The 26359-nt window shown below is 40.5% G+C and carries 9 protein-coding genes; all 9 read left to right on the top strand.

Going from position 1 to position 26359, the window contains the following annotated elements:
- The coding region (locus EO122_RS06170) for a YadA-like family protein (RefSeq protein WP_206168515.1) at positions 1-3897 on the top strand (3897 nt) is incomplete at its 5' end.
- A 581-nt stretch (positions 3898-4478) separates the two neighbouring features.
- Complete coding sequence (locus EO122_RS06165) at positions 4479-9647, top strand: ESPR-type extended signal peptide-containing protein (RefSeq protein ID WP_127009820.1); 5169 nt, start codon at positions 4479-4481, stop codon at positions 9645-9647.
- Positions 9644-17659, top strand: coding sequence for a YadA-like family protein (locus EO122_RS06160; protein ID WP_127009819.1), 8016 nt, complete (start codon positions 9644-9646; stop codon positions 17657-17659). Before EO122_RS06165 ends, EO122_RS06160 begins: the two co-directional genes overlap by 4 nt.
- Before the next feature lie 176 nt (positions 17660-17835).
- On the top strand, positions 17836-18531 hold the full coding sequence (locus EO122_RS06155) for a hypothetical protein (protein WP_127009818.1): 696 nt from the start codon (positions 17836-17838) through the stop codon (positions 18529-18531).
- 373 nt (positions 18532-18904) lie between these two features.
- Positions 18905-19678, top strand: coding sequence for a hypothetical protein (locus EO122_RS06150; RefSeq protein ID WP_127009817.1), 774 nt, complete (start codon positions 18905-18907; stop codon positions 19676-19678).
- 24 nt (positions 19679-19702) lie between these two features.
- Complete coding sequence (locus EO122_RS06145) at positions 19703-19957, top strand: DUF1653 domain-containing protein (RefSeq protein ID WP_127009816.1); 255 nt, start codon at positions 19703-19705, stop codon at positions 19955-19957.
- A 10-nt stretch (positions 19958-19967) separates the two neighbouring features.
- A complete protein-coding gene (locus EO122_RS06140; RefSeq protein WP_127009815.1) occupies positions 19968-20753 on the top strand; it encodes an HAD-IIB family hydrolase in 786 nt (261 codons plus the stop codon).
- A gap of 261 nt (positions 20754-21014) precedes the next feature.
- Entirely contained in the window at positions 21015-22013 is a 999-nt protein-coding gene (gene pta, locus EO122_RS06135; RefSeq protein WP_127009814.1) for a phosphate acetyltransferase, read from the top strand.
- Between the two features lie 662 nt (positions 22014-22675).
- Positions 22676-24220 (top strand): RNA-binding domain-containing protein, encoded by a 1545-nt coding sequence (locus EO122_RS06130; RefSeq protein WP_127009813.1) that lies wholly within the window; start codon positions 22676-22678, stop codon positions 24218-24220.
- The last annotated feature ends 2139 nt before the right edge of the window (positions 24221-26359 follow it).

Raw genomic sequence — 26359 nt, 5'->3', positions numbered from 1 at the left:
TTGAAAACTGCCTTGGTAAATCCAAATCCAGCAGCAGACAAAACAGGCACAACAAGCCCAACAGCATTGAACAATGTCACATCTGGATTGAACAAATATGGCGATCAAGTAGATGGTAAACCAGTAGAAGGTACAACACCTGCTAATACAGGATTAATTGACTTATCTACACCAGCAGATGGTGCGGCACCAAAAGTAAGCGACAACACAGCTGCGACAGTAGGTGATTTACGTAACATGGGCTGGATTGTATCCGCTGACAAAACAACAGGTGATTTAGATAAGGCATATTCCGCAACAGTGAAAAATGCAAACGAAGTGAAATTCGTAGGCACAGGTACAGCTATCGTATCTGGGGAAACTAAAGACGGTGTGCGTACGATCACTGTGAATGTAGATGACCAAGTATCTACTAATAATGCAGTAACTCCAGTTGTTTATACGGATAAAGAAGGTAACACAGTATATCCAATTAAGGATGACAAAGGTAATGTAACATACCATACAACTCCAGATGGAAAAGGCGAAAATGATAAAGTCGTTCCAAATGGTGATGTGAATACATCTGTGAATGGTCCTAAAGATGAGAAAGGAAATACTCGTCCAGCATCCTTGGGTAATGTGAAAAACAACATTCCAGCAGTGAATGATGCTGATAAAAAAGTAACAAACCCTGATGGAACAGAAGCGCCAAATGTAGGCGATGTAGCGAACATCAATAAAGCTCCATTGACAGCAGAAAAAGCAGCGGACTTGTTGAATCCAAAAACAAAAGATGGAAAAGCAAATCCAAACTTCGCGGGCAACAATGCAGCTACCGTATCTGATGTATTGAATGCTGGTTGGAATTTACAAAATAATGGTACAGCGAAAGACTTCGTGAAACCATTCGACACTGTAAACTTCGTGAACGGTGGTAATACAACAGCTGTGGTAACAACAAAAGCAGATGGCACAACAAGCGATGTGACTTTCAACGTAACAGGCTTGCCAATTGCTACAACAATCACGGATCCAACAACAGGTAAACAAGTACCAGTGGTAAAAGTGGGCGATACGTTCTACCCTGCAAATCCAGATGGTACACCAAACATTGCAAGAAATGATAAAGGTGAACCAACTAATGGATATGTACGTGCAAACGATGGTAAATTGTATCCACGTGAAGCGGTAACTGTGACACCATCAGTGGATCCAACTAAGCCGCCAACAGTCACACCAAATGCTGATGCGAAACCAACTACAGTGAATACAAACCTGGCAAATCCAAATGTGGATAACACAGCAGATAACCCAGGTAACAATGTAAATACTCCAACACAATTGGGTAATGTAGCGAATGGTGCAAACACATTTGCTCCAGTAGCAGCTGATGGTACAGCAGCAACAGATGCAAAACCAGCAGTGAAATTAGCTAACGATGGCAAATGGTACCCAGCAGATCAAGTGGAAGCTAATGGTAAGCCAAAAGCAGATGCAACTCCAGTAGCTAATCCATTGGCTACTAAAAATGCAGACGGCGATGTTCTTGAAAAAGGGAACGATGGTAACTGGTACAAAGCTAGTGATCTAGAAAATGGTGAACCTAAGCCTAATGTTGATGAACAAACTCCAGTGGTGAAACCAGAAAATGCCGAAAAAACTGGTCTTGTCAACTTTGAAAACTCTAATCCTAACAATGCAGCTACAGTAGGTGATTTACAAAACTTAGGCTTTGTAGTAGCAGCCCATGACAATGGCTATGTTGAACAAATGCGTAATGCTAATAAAGTTGAGTTTAAAGGTAGCAACGGCGTACAAGTAACAGGTAAAACATTAAAAGATGGTACTCGTGAAATTACAGTAGCTTTAAAAGAAGGTCGTGTAACAAATGATGTAATCGTTACGAATGCAGATGGTACTGAAACACATGGTGTTCGTGGTGAAGATGGCAAAATTTACCAAAAAGACCCTAAAACTGGTAAAGCTACGAAGACTGAAATCACAGTAGCTCCTACAGATACTGTAACGAATGATGGTAATGCGTATGTAACTGGTAACTCTGTAGCGACAGCTATCCAAAAATCTGGTTGGAACATTGGTATTGGTTCTACTACGAAAGAATTTAGCACAGAGGAAAAGACATATGAAAAAGTTAACCCTAGCGACAAAGTAAAATATGTAAATGGGGATAACACAACAGTATCTATGGCAGTGGATGAGGCAAAGGACAAAGATGGTACAAAAGTAACAACCACGTATGTAAAAGTAGATGTCAACCGTGACCTTAAGATCGATAGCGTAACAGCTGGTGGTCCAGCAAAAGATGGTGTACCTGGTAAAGATGGCGCTATGGCTGTGAAAGACGCTAAAGGTAACGATGGCGTATCTGCGACAGCGAAAGATGGCAAGGGTACATTGACATTGAATAATGCAGGTACTGATACAGATGGTAAAGATGCTTCTACAGTTAACATTTCTACTGGAAAAGCTCCAACTGATTTAGCCAATACTCCAAAAGATGGAGCAGAAGTGCCAACTATGGATCGTATCCAATACACTGATGGCAAGGGTACATCTTACAATGTAGCGACTATGAATGACGGTCTTCGTTTCGTAGGGGATGACGGTACAGCTATCGATAAAACGTTGAACTCTACATTGACATTAACTGGTGGTAATCGTGAAGCTACAAATAAACCAGTGGCGGAAACAGCAACCACAACAGGTAATATTGGTGTGTTCAATAAAGAAGGTAAATTGTCTATCCAATTAGCAAAAGACCTTGATAAATTGAACAGTGCTAACTTTGAAAGTAAAACTGACAAAGCAGGCAACCCATTGAAAGTTGTGGATGGTCAATACTATCCTGAAAAAGCAGTAGTCAAAGAAGGCAAAGTATATCCTGAAGGTACTGTGATTATCGATAATAAACCATATCCAGCAGGCACTACAAAAGATGCAGCAGGTAAAGTGGTGAACAACGGTAAACCGGCGACAGAAGCGACACCGATTAACCCAATCGATAGCAAACAAGTACAAGATGGTCCTACATCTAAATTGACTGGCACAGGATTGACTTTCAACACACCAACACCTAAGGATGAAAAGGGTAACCCATTAGTATTAGTGGACGGCAAATACTATAAAGCTGATAACTTAGAAAATGGTAAACCAAAAGCAGGTGCAAAACCTGAACCTGTGAAACCGGCACAATCTACTGCATTTACTCCAGATGGCTTGATGGTAACACCTGACACGGCAAAAGTAGTAGACCCTAAAACAGGTGAAGTGAAAGTAGATCCTAACAAAGTAGTATCTTTTGGAGCTCCATCTATCGTAACGGATCCAGCTACAGGTAAACCGGTAATCGACCCTAAAACAGGGGAACCTGTGATGAAATCTGGCATCTCTGCAGGTGGCCAAGTGATGGCGAATGTAGCACCAGGTGTCCTTGATACAGATGCGGTTAACGTATCTCAGTTGAAAGGCGTATCTAACATGGTGATGAACGTTAATAACCGTGTGAACCGTCTTGGTGCACAAGCGGCAGCAATGGCTGGCTTACGTCACTTACAATATGATCCATTGGAACCTACAACAATCATGGCAGGTGTTGGTACATACAAAGGTGAAGGTGCCTTAGCATTGGGTATCGCTCATTACAAAAATGAGTCTACATTATTCCATGCAGGCGCATCCATTGGTAGCCGTGGCGATGAATTGATGGCGAACGCTGGTGTGAGCTGGAAATTCGGCTCTCGTGCTGACGAAACAGCTGTGAAAGACACATTCCGTCAAGGACCTATCAGTGCGTCTTATACATTACAAGATAAAGTGTCTGCTTTAGAAGAGCAAAACCAAGTGCTTAAAGAACAAGTGGCAGAATTATTCAGACGCTTGAATGAAAAAGCTTAGGTTATAATTAGATATACTTAATAGATGTCTTACAAAATGGACACTAAGTTTCTGTAACAGATAAGGAAAAGAACCTGACTTTCGAGTAAGAGAGTTCAGGTTCTTTTTCTATTTTCTGAATAGATAGTGGAGGGTAATGAAGGGAATGTAAAGAATTTGTTGCTGTTGTAAAGGAGGGAAGGGTATCAATCAATTAAAAAAAGCCGAAAGGATAGAGGGAAACGCTTGATACTGGATGAAAATTCATATATAATAACAATATCGAAAAAAATTAAACTAAATTGATACAATGTTATATCTGACAGTAGTACTCTACGAGTTATAAAATGTTGATTGTAATGTAAGTATAGATGTTATTTCTGTCATCAAACTTTTGGGAAGCTAGGGAGTTGTTTTAGTTTAATTATAGCTTACTATAAGAATCGTCTTTCTTATGTTTCATCGTATATGCTATGTGAACATACTATGGGAGTCGATTAAAATTTTTTTATCACTATAAGTATACTAAATAGGTATAGTATACAGAAGTAGAGTATGAGTAGGTACTAAGATCTAAAGTTAGTATAAAAGGAGACATATATATGGGGTTAAATCATGTATATAAAGTAGTTTGGAATAAAACTAAGGGATGCTATGTAGTAGTATCTGAATTAGCAAAGCGTGTAGGTCGTAATAAGGCGAAAGCTATTGTCATTAGCTCTGCTGCTATGGCTATGGCGGTAAGCCCTGTTGTAACAAGTACAGTAGGTGCAGCTCCGAATCAGGCTGGTACAGGTCCTGATGACAGTGTAGCATGGGGAGCAGACTCGACAACTGTTAATCAAGCAGTGGCTGTCGGTAAGAATGCTAAGGCAACTGGTGGTGCATCTGTGGCTATCGGTAAGTCTTCAAAAGCGGAAGCGGTCAGTGCTGTAGCCCTTGGTGAAGAGGCAAAAGCAAGTCAGGCACGTTCTATTGCTATAGGCAAGGCTGCAACGATTGTTGATGGTCAAGATACGATTGCCATCGGTACTGCTTCAGTAGCAGCAGGTCATAACAGTATTGCCATTGGTAAAAACGCCAAAATCACAGATAAGCTTGCAGAAGGTACCGTTGTTATCGGCCGCGATGCGTTCAGTGAAGGTTCTGGCAATGGAGCTCGCCCTAATACTGTTGTGGGGCGTGGTGCGTATACAGCATTTGGTGAAAATGGTACCTATCGTTTGAATGCCTCTACAGCGTTTGGTTTCCAAGCGGGTGCTGGTGTGATTGTAGATCCAAAAAATAATCGAAAATTAGTGAACAATAACACCAATGCAGATACGAATGCAGCGGTTCTTGTAAAAGCTGGTTATGGTTTAGATGTGAATGCTCCTACAGAGACTAAAGCAACATTGCAATCAGGGGCTATTAATGATGGTTTAGTATTCTATCGTAAAAATCATATCAATGAAGCCACTGCACTTGGTGCAGAAGCTCGTGCCATAGGTGATCAATCCATTGCGATTGGTGCACAAGTAGTAGCCGGTGATGGTGTAGTTGCCTTAGGTGGTAATGATACGGATCAATTGCGTCGTAATAAATATCAAGTGGTAACGGGCGATGCAGTAGCTAACACTGACGTAAGTACAATAGATGATTATAATTTGGCGTACACGGAAAGTGAAAGAACAGTAGAGCAACAATATAATAAACTTGTAGGTCGTGGTATGCCTACTGCTTATAAATCTACGTATGGTCAATCGGGTTCCGTAGTTATCGGTATGGAAGCCCATTCTACGACAGCGTTGGGTACAGCTATTGGTACTAACTCTGTGGTTCGTATGGGTGCTTTCGGTGCGACAGCTATCGGTTCTGGTTCTACAGTACAAGCAAATGCAGAAGCAGCGGTGGCTATCGGTATGGGCTCTGTAGCAAATGGTGCCTATGCGTTAGCAGCAGGTACTGCATCTTGGGCAGAACTTGGCGATATTGCGATGGGTTATAAAGCAAAAGCCAGCGGTAAACAAGGGGCGATTGCGATTGGTCAAGCTACGAACGCAAAAGGTGACTCTTCTGTTATGATCGGTGGTGCTAACATTTCTAATGCCGCTGATCAAGCGATTACCTATGAAGCGGAAAAAAAGAATCCGGATGGCTCTCGTGAAACCTATACAAAAAATGTGACAGAGCGCATCAATGGACAAGATGTAACTCGTAAATATACCTATGTATCTACGGAGAGAAAAAACGGTAAAGTTTCTGATGCCTATGCTGAATTGACTGGCAAAACAATGAACACATCAGAATTAGATTATAATAGAGATGAGAACAAGAATGGTCATGCGTCTACATCGGTAGGTGTACATTCCTTAGCAAAAGGTGATTTAGCATCTGCCTATGGTGCAAGCTCTCGTGCCTCTGCTGTTGGTTCCTTAGCATTAGGTACTGGTGCCATTGCAGATAAACAAAATGCAGTAGCGATTGGTACAGGCTCTACTACAGACTTGACAGGTACTCGCCAATTAGATGCAAGTTATGACAAAGATGGCAAATGGGTAGCTAGTGATTCTCCAGAGGCTGTATATACTTTCAAATGGGCTGGTGGTTTAAATACCTCTGAAGGTGACGTAGTATCCTTCGGTTCTTCTGGAGCAGAACGTCAATTGAAAAATGTAGCAGCTGGTCGAATTGCAGAAGATTCTACAGATGCTATCAATGGTTCTCAAGTGAATGCTGTCATTGAAAAGTTCATTGCAGATGGAGTGAAATATTTCTCTGTAAATTCTACGGTAGAACCAAACAGACAAAATAAAGGTGCCACAGGTACAGATGCGATTGCCATCGGACCAAGTGCATCTGCTACAAATACAAATGCACTAGCCACTGGTACTAATGCAACAGCCACAGGTGACAGTGCGACTGCGTATGGTACAGGTACAAAAGCATCTGAAACAGGTGCGGTAGCGATTGGTTCGACGATTACGAAACCGGATGCAACAAAAGCCAGCACAGAAGCGACAGGTACTAATGCAACAGCAGTAGGTGCTGGTGCACAAGCAACTGCCTTAGATAGTACAGCAGTGGGCGCACTTTCAGAGGCAAAAGCAGAAGAAGCGATTGCGATTGGTTCTAAAGCAAAATCTGAAAGCGTAGCTGGTGTTGCCATCGGTCAAAATGCACAAGTGGGAGCAGCAGCGACACAAGGCTTAGCATTGGGCCAAAATACAACAGTAAGCGCAGTAGGTGGTGTTGCCTTAGGTACTGGATCTGTAGCATCCGTTGCTAGCGGTGTTTCTGGTATCGGCGTGGATGGTGAAGCAGAGGGTACCGATCGCGTTAATAAGTATGCGAAATTACATAGCAATGCAGATAATGCCTTAACATCGGGTCAAGGTGCTATTTCTGTAGGTGGTACGGTGAATAATAACTCTTTCACCCGTCAAATTACAGGCGTAGCAGCAGGTACAAATAATACAGATGCAGTGAACGTAGCACAGTTAAAATCTGTAAACTTGGCGTTCAAAGGTAATGCTGGTACAGGAGACGTGCGTTTATACGATCAACGCTTAACAGTAGAGAGCGACAACACAAATCTATTAACAGTAACAGCAAGTGATAAAAAATTAACATTAACACCAAAAACAACAACTTTAACGGTAGATTCTACAGCAGGTAGTACTACATTAGGTAAAGTGACTGTGCCAGATGCAACTAATAATGGGTTGGTAACAGCCGCTGACGTAGCGAATGCCATCAATGCAGTGCACTGGAATGTGGCTACATCAGCTAGTACAGCAACAGGAGCGAAGCATACAGGGGACTCTAATAAAGCGGTACATGCTGGTGAGACAGTTAAATTTATTGCTGGCGAACATGTAACGATCGATCAAAATGGACGTGATATTACAGTATCCATGAAAGATGCTGTTACATATGTTATGCTAAAAGATAAAATTCAATCATCTTTTGAAAATGGTAATAATACTGTATTTAATGTCAATCCAGAGAATGGGAAAATACGTTTTGATGTGACGCCAACAGCCACGTTCACGTCTGTACAGACAGGTGATACAGTACTGAAAAATGGTATAGTTACTAATTTGAAAGACCATTTGCCTTCAGATGCTGTTACTTCTGGTACAAAACCAGTTCTTGATGAAATCAATAAAGAGGGCAACCAAGCCTCTACTGTGAACGATGTGCTGAATGCAGGTTGGAACTTACAAAATAATGATGTACCGAAAGATTTTGTGAAGCCATATGATACAGTGACTTTCAACGATGGTGTTAATACAAGTGCCGTAGTGGCAGTATCTCCAGATGGTAAGAAAACTCAGGTTCGATTCAATGTAACAGGTTTGCCAATTACTTATACTACAGAGACGGGAGCCCCTGTATCTAAAGTAGGTAACGAGTTCTATACAGTGACTGAAGATGGTATACCAGTAGGTCCAAATGGTAATAAAGCAGTTGGTAAAAATGCGTCTGGCGATGTAATTGATAAAGATGGTAATATCATTCCTCCTATCGATATAACAAAAAGTCCATTGAAAACGAATTTAGTAAATCCAAATGTAGATACTACAACAGCACCTCCTAATTCAAGAAATACAACCCCAACACAATTGGGCAATGTAGCGAATGGTGGTGTAACGCATAATTTGCGTGATGCGGATGGTACAGAATTAGCCTTGGCAAACGATGGCAATTACTATGATGCGACAAAAGTAAATCCAGATGGATCTCCTGCGACAGGAGTGACTGCAGCGGATGCGAAAACACCTGTGGTATTAGCGAACAATGGTAAATGGTATCCAAAAGATAAAGTATCAGACCGTGGAGAATTGAAAGATCCAACGGCAACACCAGTGGTGCCTGGTATTACAGCAGCTTCACCAACAGCAGGCTTGATTGACTTCGGTAAATCTAATCCAAACAATGTTGCCACTATCGGCGATTTACGTAACATGGGGTGGGTAGTATCTGCGCCTACGAATGGATACTTAGACCAAGTTCGTAATGCGAACCAAGTGGACTTCGTTGGTAAAAATGGTATTACAGTTACTGGAGAAACAAAAAATGGTATCCGTACAATTACTGTGGAAACAGCAGAAGAAGCGGTAGTATTCAAAGCTCCAGATGGAACGCCATTAGTTAAAACAGAGACAGGGTATTTCCCTGAAGATAGCGTAAAAATTGATGGAAACTACTATCCAGCGAATACGACAAAAGACCCTGTTACAGGTAATATTACAAACAATGGTGCGCCAGCAAGAGCGTTAACTCCTATACAATCAAAAGATATTGTGACTTCTATGAATAGTTCCACACCCAAAACATTGAATAATGTGAAAAATACATTACCAAGTGTTAATGATGGAACAAAAACTGTAACGAATGCAGACGGTACGCCAGGAGCCAATCCAGGGGATGTATCAAACATTACAAAAGCGCCTATCACAGCAGAAGAAGCGGCGAAGTTGGCAAATCCTACGACAGCAAATGGACAAACAAATCCTAATTACCAAGGAAGTAATGCGGCTACAGTGTCTGATGTATTACATGCTGGCTGGAATTTACGGACGAATGGCACTGCCTTAGACTTCGTGAAACCATATGACACGGTGAACTTTATTAATGGTGCTAATACAACTATCGAAAGCTCCACAGATGGTACAACAAGCAAAATCCAAGTGAATGTAACTGGATTGCCAGTGTCTAATACGATCACAGATGCACAAGGTAAACAAGTTCCTGTCGCAAAAGAGGTAATACATACTTCCCAGTGAAAGCAGATGGTGCGCCAGATATTCAACGTGATGCGGAAGGTAACCCAACGAATGGATACACGATAGCAGATGATGGAAATATCTACCCATCTAATCAAATGAATTTTATTCAACAACCAGATGGTAGTAAAACGATGACTCCACGAGGGGGTACGAAACCAACTACATTGAATACGAATTTGGTTAACCCAAATGTAACGCATAGTAACCCTACGGCAGGTGTGAATACACCAACAACAGTAGGTAATGTAAACAATGGAGCTGCGATATTTAACCCAATCTCTACCACAGGAGTACCATTGAGACAGGCCATCGATGGTAAATGGTATGAGGCCACAAAAGTAGATGAGCAAGGTAATAAATTGCCTGATGCAGATGCTTTTGAGGGGACACCAGCAGTATTAGCGAATGATGGTAAATGGTATGAAGCAGGAAAAGTAGATGCAAAAGGCACTCCAAAAGCAGATGCGCAACCAATTGCAAATCCATTGACAAATAAAATTGCTAATGGTGGATTAATTAACTTTGCAAACTCTAATCCTAACAATGTAGCCACTGTAGGAGATCTACAAAATATGGGTTGGATTGTAGGGGCACCTGGTAATAACTACGCGGATCAAGTTCGTAATGCGAACCAAGTGAACTTCATTGGTACAAATGGAGTTAGCGTTACAGGTGAAACAAATACAGACGGTATTCGTACTGTCACAATTGATGTGCATGAACAAAAAACTGTAGAAGCGGCACATACACCAGTTGTGTATACAGATGGCAAAGGCAATAAATTAACAAAACTTGACAATGGTAAGTTCTATGATGCACAAGAAACTGCGGCTCTAGGCCCAAAAGTGAAGGAAGTAGATGGTAGATTATATCCTGCAGATGCATTGGAAGTGGATGGTAAATACTATCCAGCAGATACTATTTTCATCGATGGTAAACCATATCCAAAAGGATCTATAAAACATGATGATGGGTCAATTACAAATCCTAGAGGGTTGGATTATAAAGCGTTAGATGGGGTTGCACCTGTGACAGATGCTAAAGCATCTATGAATGATACAGAGGGCAGCACTACCAATCCATTTCCATTGGCAAATGTAGGTTCTAACTTGAAACAAGTGGTGGATCCAAAAGAAAAGCTGCCAGGTAAAGTCAACGACAAAGATGGAGAAACTAAAGTTGGTGATGTTACCAATACAGCTCCATATACTGCACAAGAAGCAGCAACAATGACGCAACGATATGAGTTGAATGCTGATGGTACAATCAAAACAGAAAAAGTACCGGTTATCGACCGTGAAACAGGTAAACAAAAAGTTACTAAAACAAAAGAAATAGACCCACAAACAGGTCTAGAAACTGAAGTAGAAACTCCAGTATTCGAAGATAAAAAAGTAATCAATGCTAACTATATTGGCAATAACGCAGCTACTGTATCCGATGTATTGAATACAGGTTGGAATTTGCAAAATAATGGGGACGCTCGTGATTTTGTAAAACCATATGATACGGTAAACTTTGTGAATGGTGCTAACACAACAGCGATGGTCACAACATCTGAAGATGGTTCTACAAGCAAGGTGACTTTCAATGTTACAGGATTACCTGTTACCTACACAGATACAGATGGAAAACCTGTGTCCAAAGTAGGCGATAAGTTCTACAAAGTGAATGATAAAGGGGAACCTATCAGTGATACTGGAAAGCCAGCGGTGAAAACAAATAATGATGGAAAATTAGTGGATGAAGATGATCATGTTATCGAACCAATCGATCCAGCTGCTACACCATTGAAAACTGCTTTGACAAACCCAGCACCAGCGAAAGATAAAACAAGCACAACTAGCCCAACAGCATTAAATAATGTAACAAGTAACTTGTCTAACTATACAGAGCCAGTGAAAAACGCATTACGTAATTTAGATAATGAGAATGTATCTAATAACACAGCAGCTACTGTTGGTGATTTACGTAATATGGGTTGGATTGTATCCTCCGATAAGAAAACTGATGATTTAGGTAACGCATACTCTGAGGCTGTGAAAAACGCTAACGAAGTGAAATTCGTAGGTACTGGTGCAGCGGTTGTATCTGGTAAAACAGCAGATGATGGTGTGCGTACAATCACTGTAAGTGTAGATAATCAAGTAGCCACAAATAACTCTGTAACGCCAGTAGTTTACACAAAAGCAGATGGTACACAAGTATATCCTACAAACCAAAAAGATGAGCAAGGTCGTCCAATCTTCAATACAAAAGCGGATGGCAATGGTGAACCAGTTCAAAGTGGAGATGTAGTTACATCCGTGAACGGGCCTAACGGCACAAAAGGTGAAAATGCACCAACTACATTGAAAAATGTGAAAAATAACATTCCAAATGTAAATGATGGAACTGAAGAAATCACACATCCAGATGGCACTGTAGATAGTAAAACTCCAAATAAAGCAAATATTACGAAAGCTCCGTTAACAGCAGCAAAAGCAGCTGAACTGTCTAACCCTAAAACAGCAGACGGTGCGGTAAATCCTAACTACATTGGTAACAATGCAGCTACCGTATCTGACGTATTGAATGCTGGTTGGAATTTACAAAACAATGGTGCAGCGAAAGACTTCGTAAAACCATTTGATACTGTGAACTTCGTGAACGGCGGCAATACAACAGCTGTAGTAACAACGAATGCGGAAGGTACTGCAAGCGATGTAACATACAATGTAACAGGATTACCTGTGACATATACAACAGAAACTGGTGCTCCAGTATCTAAAGTAGGTGACAAGTTCTACACAGTTGATGAAAGTGGTACACCAGTAGGACCAACTGGTAAAAAAGCAGTTGGTAAAAATGCAACAGGTGATTTCATTGACGATGCGGGTAATGTAATTACGCCAATCAATATAACAGAAAAGCCATTGCAATCTAATTTGGTAAATCCAAATGTTAAGAATACAAATGATGCACCAAACAACCAAACTACAACACCAACACAATTGGGTAATGTAGCGAACGGTGCGAAAACATTTGCTCCACTAGCAGCTGATGGTACAGAAGCAACCGATGCAAAACCAGCAGTGAAATTAGCTAATGATGGTAAATGGTATCCAGCAGATCAAGTGGAACCAAATGGTAAACCAAAAGAAAATGCAACACCAGTAGCAGGTCCAGTTAACGTTGCAAAATCTGGTTTAATCGACTTCACAAACTCTAACCCTAATAACGCGGCTACTATTGGTGACTTACAAAATATGGGTTGGGTAGTGTCTGCAGAAGGCAACAGCTACTCTGATCAAGTACGTAATGCGAACGAAGTGAAATTTGTTGGCGAAGGTAAAGCTGTTGTCACAGGTAAAACTGATGCGAATGGTGTGCGTACAATTACAGTAAAAGTAGAAGACCAAGATGTGAATCATGATGCATTGCCGGTAGTGTATACAAAAGCAGATGGTACACAAGTATATCCAGTTAAGAGTGAAGATGGAACGATCACATACCATACAACTCCAAATGGAAAAGGTGATGGTGATCAAGAAGTACAAGGTGCAGACGTAGTTACATCTGTGAATGGTCCTAATGGTACAAAAGGAGAAAATGCACCAACTACATTGAAAAATGTGAAAAACAACATTCCAAATGTAAATGATGAATCTAAAACGATTACAAATCCGGATGGAAAAGAAAAACCAGGTGCTGGAGATGTAGCGAATATCAACAAAGCTCCATTAACAGCAGAAGAAGCCGCTAAATTGTCTAACCCTAAAACAGCAGACGGTGCGGCAAATCCTAATTACATTGGCAACAATGCAGCCACAGTATCTGACGTATTGAATGCAGGCTGGAACTTACAAGGCAATGGTAAAGCAGTAGACTTCGTAAAACCATTTGATACTGTGAACTTCCGTGATGGTGGTAATACAACTGTAACGGTAACAACAGATGACAACTTAACATCTCATGTACAAGTGAACGTAACTGGTCTTCCAGTGGCTAACACAATTACAGATCCAACAACAGGTAAACAAGTACCAGTGGTAAAAGTAGGCGATACGTTCTACCCTGCAAATCCAGATGGCACACCAAATATCGAAAAAAATGATAAAGGTGAACCAACAAATGGATATGTACGTGCTGACGATGGTAAGTTCTACCCACGTGAAGATGTGGATGTAACTCCGGCAGCAGATCCAACTAAATCTGCAACAGTAACACCAAAAGAAGGCAAAACACCAACAACAGTGAATACAAACTTGGCAAATCCAAATGTGGCAAACACAACAGATAACCCAGGTAACAATGTAAACACTCCAAGCCAATTGGGTAATGTAGCAAACGGTGCGAATACTTTCAGCCCTGTTGATGCAGATGGCAATGAGTATGTAAAAGCTAACAATGGTAAATACTATGCACCAGATAAAGTGAATGAGGATGGATCCTTGAAAGAGGGTACTGATGCTGTAGCTGATGCGAAAGATCCATTAGTATTAGCTAACGATGGTAAATGGTATAAATCTTCTGAAGTACAACCGAACGGTACACCAATCGACACAGCGACTTCCGTACAGCCACCAACAAATACTGATGCAGCAGGTCTTGTAGATTTCAGCAAATCTAACCCTAACAATGCAGCCACTGTAGGTGACTTACAAAACTTAGGTTGGATCGTATCTGCAGAAGGTAACGATTACACTGACCAAGTTCGTAATGCGAACGAAGTGAGATTTGTAGGTGCAGGTTCAGCTACTGTGACTGGTGAAACAGATAAAAACGGTGTACGTACTATCACTGTATCTGTGGATGATCAAGTATCTACAAACAACGCTATCACTCCTGTGAACTATACAACTGCAGATGGTACGAAAGTATATCCATTGACAGATGAAGATGGTAATGTGACATACCACACAACTTCAGATGGAACCGGTGACGGAGATCAAGTGATTGCACCAGATAATGTAATTACATCTCTAAATGGTCCTAAAGGAACTAAATCTCCAACTACATTGAACAATGTGAAAAACAATATTCCAGCAGTGAATGATGCTGATAAAAAAGTAACAAACCCTGATGGAACAGAAGCACCAAATGCAGGCGATGTAGCGAACATCAATAAAGCTCCATTGACAGCAGAAAAAGCAGCGGACTTGTTGAATCCAAAAACAAAAGATGGAAAAGCAAATCCAAACTTCGCGGGCAACAATGCAGCTACCGTATCTGATGTATTGAATGCTGGTTGGAATTTACAAAATAATGGTACAGCGAAAGACTTCGTGAAACCATTCGACACTGTAAACTTCGTGAACGGTGGTAATACAACAGCTGTGGTAACAACAAAAGCAGATGGCACAACAAGCGATGTAACTTTCAACGTAACAGGCTTACCAATCGCTACGACAATCACAGATCCAACAACAGGTAAACAAGTACCAGTGGTAAAAGTGGGTGATACGTTCTACCCTGCAAATCCAGATGGTACACCAAACATTGCAAGAAATGATAAAGGTGAACCAACTAATGGATATGTACGTGCAAACGATGGTAAATTGTATCCACGAGAAGCGGTAACTGTGACACCATCAGCGGATCCAACTAAGCCTCCAACAGTCACACCAAATGCTGATGTGAAACCAACCACAGTGAATACAAACTTGGCAAACCCAAATGTGGACAACACAACAAATGAGCCAGGTAATAATGTAAATACTCCAACACAATTGGGTAATGTAGCGAATGGTGCGAACACATTTGCTCCGAAAAATGCAGATGGCGATGTTCTTGCTAAAGGCAACGACGGCAAATGGTATAAAGCAGCTGACTTAACAGATGGTAAACCAAATGCAGGCGCACCAGAACAAACGGTAGCACCAAAAGCAGATAATGTTGATAAAGCAGGTTTGGTAGACTTCAATAACTCTAACCCTAACAACGCTGCTACTGTAGGTGATTTACAAAACTTAGGTTTCGTAGTATCCGCTAAAGATAACGGTTACACAGATCAAGTACGTAATGCGAATAAAGTAGAGTTTAAAGGTACAAATGGTGTTGAAGTAACGGGTAAAACATTAGAAGATGGTACTCGTGAAATCACTGTAGGCTTGAAAGAAGGTAAAGTTACAAATGATGTAATTGTTACTAAAGAAGATGGTACTGAAACTCACGCTGTTCGTGGCGAAGATGGTAAAATTTACGAAAAAGATCCTGTAACAGGCAAAGCGACGACTACAGAAATTCCAGTAGGGCCTAAAGATACTGTTAAAAATGATGGAGATTCTTTCGTAAATGGTAATGCAGTAGCTACTGCTATCCAAAAATCCGGTTGGAACATAGGCATTGGCTCTACAGATAAAGCTTTCAGCACTGATGCAAAAATATTTGAAAAGGTAAACCCTAATGACAATGTGAAATATGTGAACGGTGCGAACACAACGGTTTCCATGGCTGTAGATGAGGCTGAGGACAAAGATGGTACAAAAGTAACAACTACGTATGTAAAAGTAGATGTCAACCGTGACCTTAAGATCGATAGCGTAACAGCTGGTGGCCCAGCAAAAGATGGTGTACCTGGCAAAGATGGCGCTATGACTGTGAAAGACGCAGCTGGCAAAGACGGTGTATCCGCGACAGCGAAAGATGGCAAGGGTACATTGACATTGAACAATGCGAAGGCTGGCAAAGATGGAAACAATGCTGCTAGTGTAGCTATCTCTACAGATAAAGCACCAGCTGACTTGGACAATACACCGAAAGATGCAGTTCGTGCCAACGATGGTAAATGGTATGCTCCAGCAGATGTAGATGTGAAAACTAAAGATGGTAAAACTGTGGTGACACCAAAAGCTGGTAAATCTCCAATGGCAGATGCACCGACTATGGATCGTATCCAATACAAAGGCACAGATGGTAAACTTCGTGACGTTGCGACTATGGACGACGGACTTCGTTTCCAAGGTGATGATGGCGAATCCATTAGCAAACCATTGAACTCTACCGTACAATTGACTGGTGGCAACCGTGCTGATACGGGTAAACCAGTGGCGAAAGAAGCTACGACAACAGGTAATATCGGCGTATTCAATGCAGATGGTAAATTGTCCGTTCAATTGGCTAAAGACTTGGGTGCATTGAACAGTGCTAACTTTGAAAGTAAAACTGACAAAGCTGGTAATCCAGTAACTATGATTGATGGTAAATACTATAAGGCTACTGATTTAGAAAATGGTAAGCCAAAAACAGGTGCAAAACCTGTAGAGGGAGATAACCTTAAAGGAGGTCCAAACTCTAAATTGACTGGCACAGGATTGGTAGTAACACCTGAAACAGCAAAAGTAGTTAATCCAAAAACTGGTGAGGTCATAGTAGATCCTACGAAAGTAGTATCCTTCGGCGCTCCTTCTATCGCAGTGAATCCTAATACAGGAAAAACAATGGTAGATGCGAATGGAAATCCAGTGATGAAATCTGGTATTTCTGCAGGTGGCCAAGTCATAGCGAATGTAGCACCAGGTGTGGAAAATACAGATGCAGTTAACGTATCTCAATTGAAAGGTGTAACCAATGCAGTTGTTAATATTAGCAACCATGTTAATGGCTTAGGTGCGCAGATGAACCGTGTGGGGGCTCAAGCGGCAGCTATGGCTGGCTTACGTCATTTACAATATGATCCATTGGAGCCAACAACAATCATGGCAGGTGTAGGTACGTATAAAGGTGAAGGTGCCTTAGCATTGGGTATTGCTCATTACAAAAATGAGTCTACATTATTCCATGCAGGCGCATCCATCGGTAGTCGTGGCGATGAATTGATGGCGAACGCAGGTGTGAGCTGGAAATTCGGGGCTCGTGCTGATGAAACGGCTGTGAAAGACACATTCCGTCAAGGACCTATCAGTGCATCTTACACATTACAAGACAAAGTATCTGCCTTAGAAGCACAAAACCAAATGCAAAAAGATGAAATTAACACATTAAAAGCGCAATTGGCTGAAGTACTTCAATACATTAAAAAAGGTTAATGGATAGACGATTCCTATGTGTAGAACCTGTGAAAGTTACTACTTTCACAGGGCCTACCATGGGTTTTGCATCGATTCAATGTTGTATACATAACTATACTTGTTGTATAATAGGATGCAGATGTATATGTATATAATTATAGAAACAATATGTATATTAGATAGGAGATAGAAACGTGAAAAAATTAGTATTAACAGTTGCGTTGTTAGCAACAGCCACGTCTAGCTTTGCGATGGGAGATACGTTGTTCGATCAAAAGAACCCAGCTCATATCGTAACACCAGCAGCAGGCTACGAAATTGAAGTGGCTACACCAGAAACGGTGGAAGCTTTGGAAGAGTTAGGCGTTACCTTAGAGCGTGTGTATGAAGTACACAAAGACTTAGTGTATCGTCATGAGCGTGGTGAGCGCTTGACAGATCGCCAACATCGCTATGCAGAACATGATGTGAATCATGAGTTCTTACGCGTGTTAGATCGCAACTTGACTAATCGCGTAGAGTTCTTTAAACGTGCTCATAATTGGAATGGTGACAACAAATACGAACATACTGCGAACTATCAAGTGTTCTTGAACAAACACAATAAACATGCGAAAGAAGCAGTGAATGGTTATAGCAACAGCTATGGCTGGAATGTATTGCGTGCTGTTCGTCAAGATGCATTGGACAATGTAAAAGCTGTGTTTGATAAAAAAGGTGAAGACACACGTGGTGAAGACATTGTGGCAGCTATGAAACAGGCGGCAGAAAAAAATGCATTAACTGTGAATAGCGAAGAACTTCGTTTCTACATCAATGAACTTGTTTGGTACACAGCAAAACAAACAGCGAAAGAAACTAATAAAGAACTAGATCATGTATTAAAATAAGATGAACTAGTGTAGAGTATGTAGATGCTCGATAACAAAGGAGCCTTAACAAACCTGAGTGTGTGTTAAGGCTCCTTTGCTGTGCCATAAGGATATAGTCTGTGAAGCTGTGGTGAGGGGTATGGTATTAATAAGTCATAGGTATTGCATTTAGGTGTATTTTGAGTTGCACTGATGCGAGTCTGGTCTCGAGTGGGGCACCGAACAGAGTCTTAAATTTATGTCGATATTCATATCTTTGAGCTAGTATTTATGGAGTGCATTAAGATAGGCATTTTGTAAAGGTGCTATACTGCTAGGGCCACAAGTTATGATATAATAAAAGATAGATTGAGTAGAATATGATTCAGTAAGTTATATAGGAGATATAAATTTGAAACGTTTAGTAGTATCAACAGCATTATTGCTGACAGTAGGCACAAGTTTTGGTATGAGCGAGGACATTTTCGCTCGTCAACATCCATCCGAGGTAACGGAAGTGGCAAAGGACTACCATATATTAGGAATTATGCCAGAAACAGAAAAAGCCATTGATGGCTTAGTACGTACCATTGATGGGGAACACCCGATGGCAGAGATGACGAGCACACCTATTCAAGGTATCACATTAGAAGAATTGTCTCATGCTGTAAAAGGTCATGATTCTGTGACTCCTACAGAGGTAGTGTCACACATCACAGAAAAACCAATCCAGGGCATTACAATGGATGAATTATTGGAAGCTTTGGAGGAACTGGGGCAAGACAAAACGACTGTTTATGATGGCGCCCAAGTGTTATCTATTTTGGACGCAAAGCTTACAAAGCGGTTGCGATTCTTTAAACGCATTCACAACTGGCATGGGGATAATAATCTAGATCGTTCTAACCGCCGCAAAGAAGCCATTGAGTTGGCTAGAAATGAAAAGGCGGAAAAAGGTAGCTATGCGTGGTATGTATTGAAAGACTTGCGCCACGATATCTTGACCAATGTAGAGGAAGTTACCCAAGTGAAAGGTAATCCGCTAACAGGTGAATACATTGCTTTAGCCATTGCAACTGCAGTAAACACTAATGCGAGACATGTGAAAAGTGAAGAGCTTCGTTATTACATGAATGAACTTGTGTGGTACTCTGTGACAGAGACGACGAAAGAACTAGGTAAATAATCGTTACCAGAAAGGACGATGACTATGCAAGAGATTGTAGTAGGCGGTTTATATCGTCATTTTAAAGGCATGTTATACTATGTCATCGACATTGCCATCCATTCCGAGACGGATGAACCTTATGTGGTGTACCAACAACTCTACGGAGAACGGAAAACCTTCGTGCGCCCCTTGGTGATGTTCGCCAGCGAGGTGGACCATGAGAAATATCCAAATGTGGATCAGAAAGACCGCTTTCAGTTGGTGAACGGTTGGGATGAAGAGCAGCACTTGCGCTGAGGAGGACCGGATGGACAAGAAGTATTTTTTCTTCGATATTGATAACACCCTAGCGGTTTGGCCAGATGGGGTGATTCCTGAAAGCGCGCAGTACTCCTTGGACTATTTGCAGGACAAAGGGCATCACGTAGCGCTTGCTACGGGCCGTTTACAGGCAGATGCTATGCGATTTGCCAAGATGGCGAAGACACTGAATTTTGTGGCTGATGGTGGCTATAGCATTACGAAAGATTACGAAGTGCAATGGATGCAGGGTATGGACCGGGACCGCTGTGTGCAATACCTCCAGTATTTGACGAAACACAATGTGCCTTGGGGTGTGACCCACAAAAATGACTTTGTCCGCATTACTCCTTATGAAAGTGTCCTAGCATGGGATCCGCAGTGGGATATGATGCAAAACGAAGTCGTGCCAGACTTGGTGCCTGAGGATATTGAGCACTTTTACAAGGTCTATGCTTTCATTACAGAAGAAGAGGAACAACGTCGTGGTATCGTACACATGACGAAGGATTTAATTCGCTATGGAGACGGATGCATTTTATTTGAACCGATGGATAAGGCCTATGGGATTCGGAAAATGATCGATGGCTTTGGTGCATCCTACCAAGATGTTATCGTCTTCGGCGACGGCAATAACGATCTATCCATGTTCCGACCAGACTGGCTGAACATTGCCATGGGGAATGGCCGTGACGCATTGAAAGAAAAAGCTGACTACGTCACAGCATCCTGCCATGACGACGGGATTTATAAAGCATTACAACATTTTGGATTTATACCGAAACAGTTTTAATAAATAGTGCCCTTTGTTGTAGGCTTCCCGGTATATGGGGAAAGCTGAAGCATAGGGCTTTTTTTATGGAAGGTGCTTATGAAAAAAGAGCTGGCAATATTGGTGGATGGAAACGTAGCTTTCAGTTAGCAATGCTTAATTATGAATGAAGTGGATAGTATACTTTCACCATAACTATATGAAGCGGTTTGAACATCAAAATTAGTTATAGTATAATAAAGCGTAGATATATCGAAATGGGTCTTAAAAGGAGGACATACCATGGATTTAATTCAAAGTTTAAAAGAGCAAGCAAAAGGCTTGGGTAAAAAAATTGTATTGCCAGAATTCGAAGATAGCCGTGTCATCGAGGCAGCGGCTGCGATTTTGAAAGAAGGTTTCTGCGTGCCTGTCTTGGTTGGTGCAGAAGATAAAATTCAAGCGGCAGCTACAGCAGCTGGTGTATCTTTGGAAGGTGCTGAAATCATCAACCCAGCTACATTCGGCGAATTAAACAAAATGGTAGATACATTTGTAGAATTGCGTGCGAAAAAAGGCATGACACCTGAAAAAGCACACGCTACTATGACTGGCGATGCGTTATTCTTCGGTGCTATGTTAGTGCGTTTAGGTTTGGCTGATGGCATGGTTGCAGGTTCTGCAAGCCCTACAGCAAACGTACTTCGTGCTGCTATCCAAGTGGTAGGTACTCAAGCTGGTTTGAAAACTGTATCCAGCTCTATGCTTGTGCTCACTGATAAAAAAGAATATGGCGATGATGGCTTGTTGATTTTCTCCGATTGCGGCGTTATCCCTAACCCAACATCTGAACAATTGGCTGATATCGCTGAATCCAGCGTTGGTAAAGCTCGTTCCGTAGCAGGCATGAAAGAACCTCGCGTATCCTTCTTGTCCTTCTCCACAAAAGGATCTGCTTCTTCTCCAGAAGTTGATAAAGTAGTAGCAGCAGTAGAAGACTTGAAAGGCCGTAACGTAGACTTCGCATTCGATGGAGAATTGCAATTAGATGCGTCCATCGTTCCATCCGTAGCAGAACGTAAAGCTCCAGGATCCCAAGTAGCTGGTAAAGCTAATATCTTGATTTTCCCTGACTTACAAGCTGCTAACATTGGTTACAAATTAGTACAACGCTTTGCTGGCGCTACTGCTATCGGACCAATCATCCAAGGTTTGGCAAAACCAATCCATGACCTTAGCCGTGGTTGCTCCGTAAGCGATATCGTTGACCTTTGCGCGATTGCTGCAGTGGAAGCAAAATAAGTCGTCTCTGGTTGCCCTATGCAATCTTGTGGCGAATCTTGATTAACTAAATAGAAAGGCGTGACACATTCCTTCGCAAACGGTATTTCATAATGTTTGCTCAGGAACATGTCACGCCTTTTTTGCGTTTATTTAATTTAGGCAGTAAAGAGTGCCACAAGATGTGCTACGTACAATTGCGTTCCTCAGTGAAAAGACCGCAATACACCCCCTCAGAAACGGCATTTCATGATGTTTCTTCGGAGGTATATTGCGGTCTTTTTGGGTTTATGTGATTTGGTCAGTAAGGGACGCCACAAGGCTACTACACCTACTGGCGTTCCTCAGGGGAAAGGTGCTTGTGACGGTACTATTTGCAAACTTGTGATTTGCTTAGTTTGCTGTTCGGTATGGTAGTAATCTTATATAAACAGTACGAATAGATTATGCTATAATGGTTATAAGAGGCACTGACATCGGTGAATGTTGGTATTCCATTATTAATATATACTGGTGAAGATGATTTTGTCCTATATACTAATCATAGCAAGGCTCTTTTTTATTCAATATTTATTTAACCTTTTTAAGGTCCATTTTTTGCAGTATATATAAAAAATGTGATAATAAAGCCATTCAGGGATAATTTTATTTGACATTTATTTAGCACTTTTAGGGAAAATACTATGGAATTAACTACATTAGAAGCAATTGTATCATTGAAAGAGTCTTCACAAGTTGAATACAAAAAAGCTAAAAATGACTTTCCAAAGGATGCATGGAAGTCATACTCTGCATTTGCTAATACTACAGGTGGCTATTTAATTTTAGGGATTTCTGAAGACGAAAATAAAAGACCAGTTTTAACAGGGGTAAACGATGCAGAAAAAATAATAAGTGACTTTTGTTCCACATTAGCTGATAGATCTAAGGTTAGTTTAAATGTTATAAAGAATGATGATATAAGAATAAGAGTTATTGAAGGTAAAAACATCATTATTCTACATATAAAAGAAGCTAATATTAAGAATAAGCCCGTTTATCTTAATAATAATCTTACTCATACATATATCAGATTGCATTCACAAGATCATCAAGTAGACACTCAGCAATTAAGCTCAATTCTAAGAAATCAATCTGACGAATTAGATTATGAATTGCTCCTTAATTATGATATATCTGATTTAGATATAGATAGCATCAATAGTTATAGATCTATACTGGCTAAAAGGTATCCTACCTTAAACTATTCAGAAATGGATAATCAAAAATTTTTAGAAGATATCGGTGTTTTTCGTAAAAATAGGGATACTAATTTGACTAACTTGACAGTGGCTGGATTGTTATTCTTTGGTAAATACAATTCTATTATCTCTCGCTTTCCTCATTATCATGTGGACTTTTTTGATAAACGTGGAAATTCACAAAGATGGAGTTTTAGAATTGAGTCGGGTAACCTAGATTTTCCTGATATGAATTTATTTAATTATTATCGATTAGTAAGTGAGAAACTCTTATTATCTGTGAATAGAGATTTTGAACTTGATGAGTACACTATTAGAAAGAACCCTACGGACTTAACAGTTGCTTTACGCGAAGCATTCGTCAATATGATAATCCATGCCGACTATTTTTTGAATACAACAGCTCTAATTGCAGAAATTCATGAACCATATTATGTATTTATTAACCCAGGAATTATGAAAATTCCTGTAAAAGAATTTTTTACAGGAGGGGCCAGATCTTTAGTTAGAAACCCTCTCCTTGTTAACTTATTTACTAGAATGGGAGCATCTGAGCATGCTGGTAGCGGTAGCCTAAAGATAATTGATGTAGTAGTAAAAAATAGATTCAAGGTGCCTGAACTAGAAAGTGACTTAGAAAGGACATACTTAAAATTATGGGTTGCTGAGCCATTAGTAGATATATCTAACCTAAAAGAGGATGAGAAAAAAGTATATGGATTTATTTGTAATAATCAAAACTTAAATAAGTCATCAATTGAATTTACAAAAAAAGAAATTGCTGATGCGTATCCTGACATAACTGCTGCTCGCTTAACAAGGATACTAAATAAGTTATCTGATCAAAATTTAATCTTAAAGATGGGTGCATACAAAAACAGGACTTATGTTAGACCAATTTCCTCATTAGAGATGATTCATCGTTTGGGAGAAACTTATGACATTATGAAGCAAATGTTTTATGAAGACAAGTCCGATTCAAAATGACTAGAATTATTTGATAGTAATTTTAACTCTTCTCTCGTTATGTAGGCCGTCTTTTGTTGCTCTATGCAATCTTGTGGCGAACCTTGATTAACTAAATAGAAAGGCGTGACACATTCCTTCGCAAACGGTATTTCATAATGTTTGCTCAGGAACATGTCACGCCTTTTTTGCGTTTGTGTAATTTAGGCAGTAAAGAGTGCTACAAGATGTGCTACGTACAATTGCGTTCCTCAGTGAAAAGACCGCAATGCACCCCCTCAGAAACGGCATTTCATGATGTTTCTTCGGAGGTATATAGTGGTCTTCTTGGGTTTATGTGATTCGGTCAGTAAGGGACGCCACAAGGCTATTACACCTAACGGCGTTCCTCAGGGGAAAGGTGCTTGTGACGGTACTATTTGCAAACTTGTGATTTGCTTAGTTTGCTGTTCTGATGTAGCAAGTTCATATAAACAGTACGAATAGATTATGCTATAATAAAAATTATAAGAGTCATTAACGTGTTGTTAGGCTCATCTCTTCCTTAACGGGAGGAGGTGGTTCTATGAAATTTTTTAAAAAGTTATCTATATTGATAAAGCTTTTAAAATTGATTATAGATCTTTACCATTTCTTTAATTAGAAATGACAAAGCCTAACGAATAAGGTCTAGCACACCTTAACACGTTAGGCTTCATCAAATTTTAGCAATTTTTGAGATGAGCCTAACGCCAAGCACACGTTGATGGCTCTTCTTTTTGTAAGTTAAGTATAGCATACTTTCAGCGTTAATGCTATCGTTTCTTGTTACGTTATGTAGATCGTCTCTGGTTGCCCTATGCAATCTTGTGGCTAACATTGATTAACTAAATAAATAGAAAGGCGTGGCACATTCCTTCGCAAACGGTATTTCATAATGTTTGCTCAGGAACATGCCACGCCTTTTTTACGTTTATTTAATTTAGGCAGTAAAGGGTGCCACAAGATGTGCCACGTGCAACTGCATTCCTCAGTGAAAAGACCGCAATACACCCCCTCAGAAACGGCATTTCATGATATTTCTTCGGAGGTATATTGCGGTCTTCTTGGGTTTATGTGATTCGGTCAATAAGGGACGCTACAAGGCTATTACACCTAACGGCGTTCCTCAGGGGAAGGGTGCTTGCGACGGTATCGTTTGCAAACTTGCACTTTGCTTAGTTTGCTGTTCGGCATGGTAGTAAGTTTATATAAACAGTACGAATAGATTGTGCTATAATAAAAATGTAAGAGCCATTAACGTGCTGTTAGGCTTATCTCTTCCCTAATGGGAGGAGGTGGTTCTATGAAATTTTTTAAAAAGTTATCTGTATTGATAAAACTTTTAAAGTTGATTATAGATCTTTACTATTTCTTTAATTAGAAATGACAAAGCCTAACGTAAAAGATAAGTGTTCCTAGCACTTATACACGTTAGGCTTCATCAAATTTAGTTCTTTTGAGATGAGCCTAACGCCTGCGCACGTTGATGGCTCTTCTTATTTGTAAGTTAAGTATAGCACAGTTTACTGCAGAATAGCAACGTCTCTTGTAACGCTATACAAGTCTATGGTGTTTTTTAACTAAATAGGATAAAGGGAAGAGCACGACATATTCCTCCACAAACTGATCCTACGGTAGGTTTGCTTCGGAACATGTCGTGCTCTTCTTGCACTTATGTAATTTGGTCAGTAAAAATGCCACAAGGCTACTACACCTAACGGTGTTCCTCAAGGGGAAGGGTACTTGTGACGGTATCGTTTGCAAACTTGCACTTTGCTTAGTTTGCTGTTCGGCATGGTAGTAAGTTTATATAAACAGTACGAATAGATTGTGCTATAATAAAAATGTAAGAGCCATTAACGTGCTGTTAGGTTTATCTCTTCCCTAATGGGAGGAGGTGGTACTATGAAAAAGTTTAGAAAAATCGATATCTTGATTTTAATTCTAAAATTAATAGTACGACTCATTGATTGGTTTAACTAATTAATGAAAAAGCCTAACGATAAGAGGTTTGCCCCCTCTACACGTTAGGCATTTCATATTTCACAAGTTTGAGATGAGCCTAACGCCAAGCACACGTTGATGGCTCTTCTTTTTCTATGTCAAGTATAGCATAGTTTGATGTAGGATGACAATATC

This window comes from Veillonella sp. CHU110 (assembly GCF_003992255.1).
In the GTDB taxonomy this organism is placed as follows: Bacteria; Bacillota; Negativicutes; order Veillonellales; family Veillonellaceae; genus F0422.
Note: the sequence above shows the minus strand (reverse complement) of the source record. Positions and strands in the feature narration are given on the sequence as shown.

Coding starts and splice junctions, on each gene's coding strand:
- EO122_RS06165 (WP_127009820.1), top strand. CDS start 4,479: ATGGGGTTAAATCATGTATATAAAGTAGTTTGGAATAAAACTAAGGGA.
- EO122_RS06145 (WP_127009816.1), top strand. CDS start 19,703: ATGCAAGAGATTGTAGTAGGCGGTTTATATCGTCATTTTAAAGGCATG.
- EO122_RS06140 (WP_127009815.1), top strand. CDS start 19,968: ATGGACAAGAAGTATTTTTTCTTCGATATTGATAACACCCTAGCGGTT.
- pta (WP_127009814.1), top strand. CDS start 21,015: ATGGATTTAATTCAAAGTTTAAAAGAGCAAGCAAAAGGCTTGGGTAAA.
- EO122_RS06130 (WP_127009813.1), top strand. CDS start 22,676: ATGGAATTAACTACATTAGAAGCAATTGTATCATTGAAAGAGTCTTCA.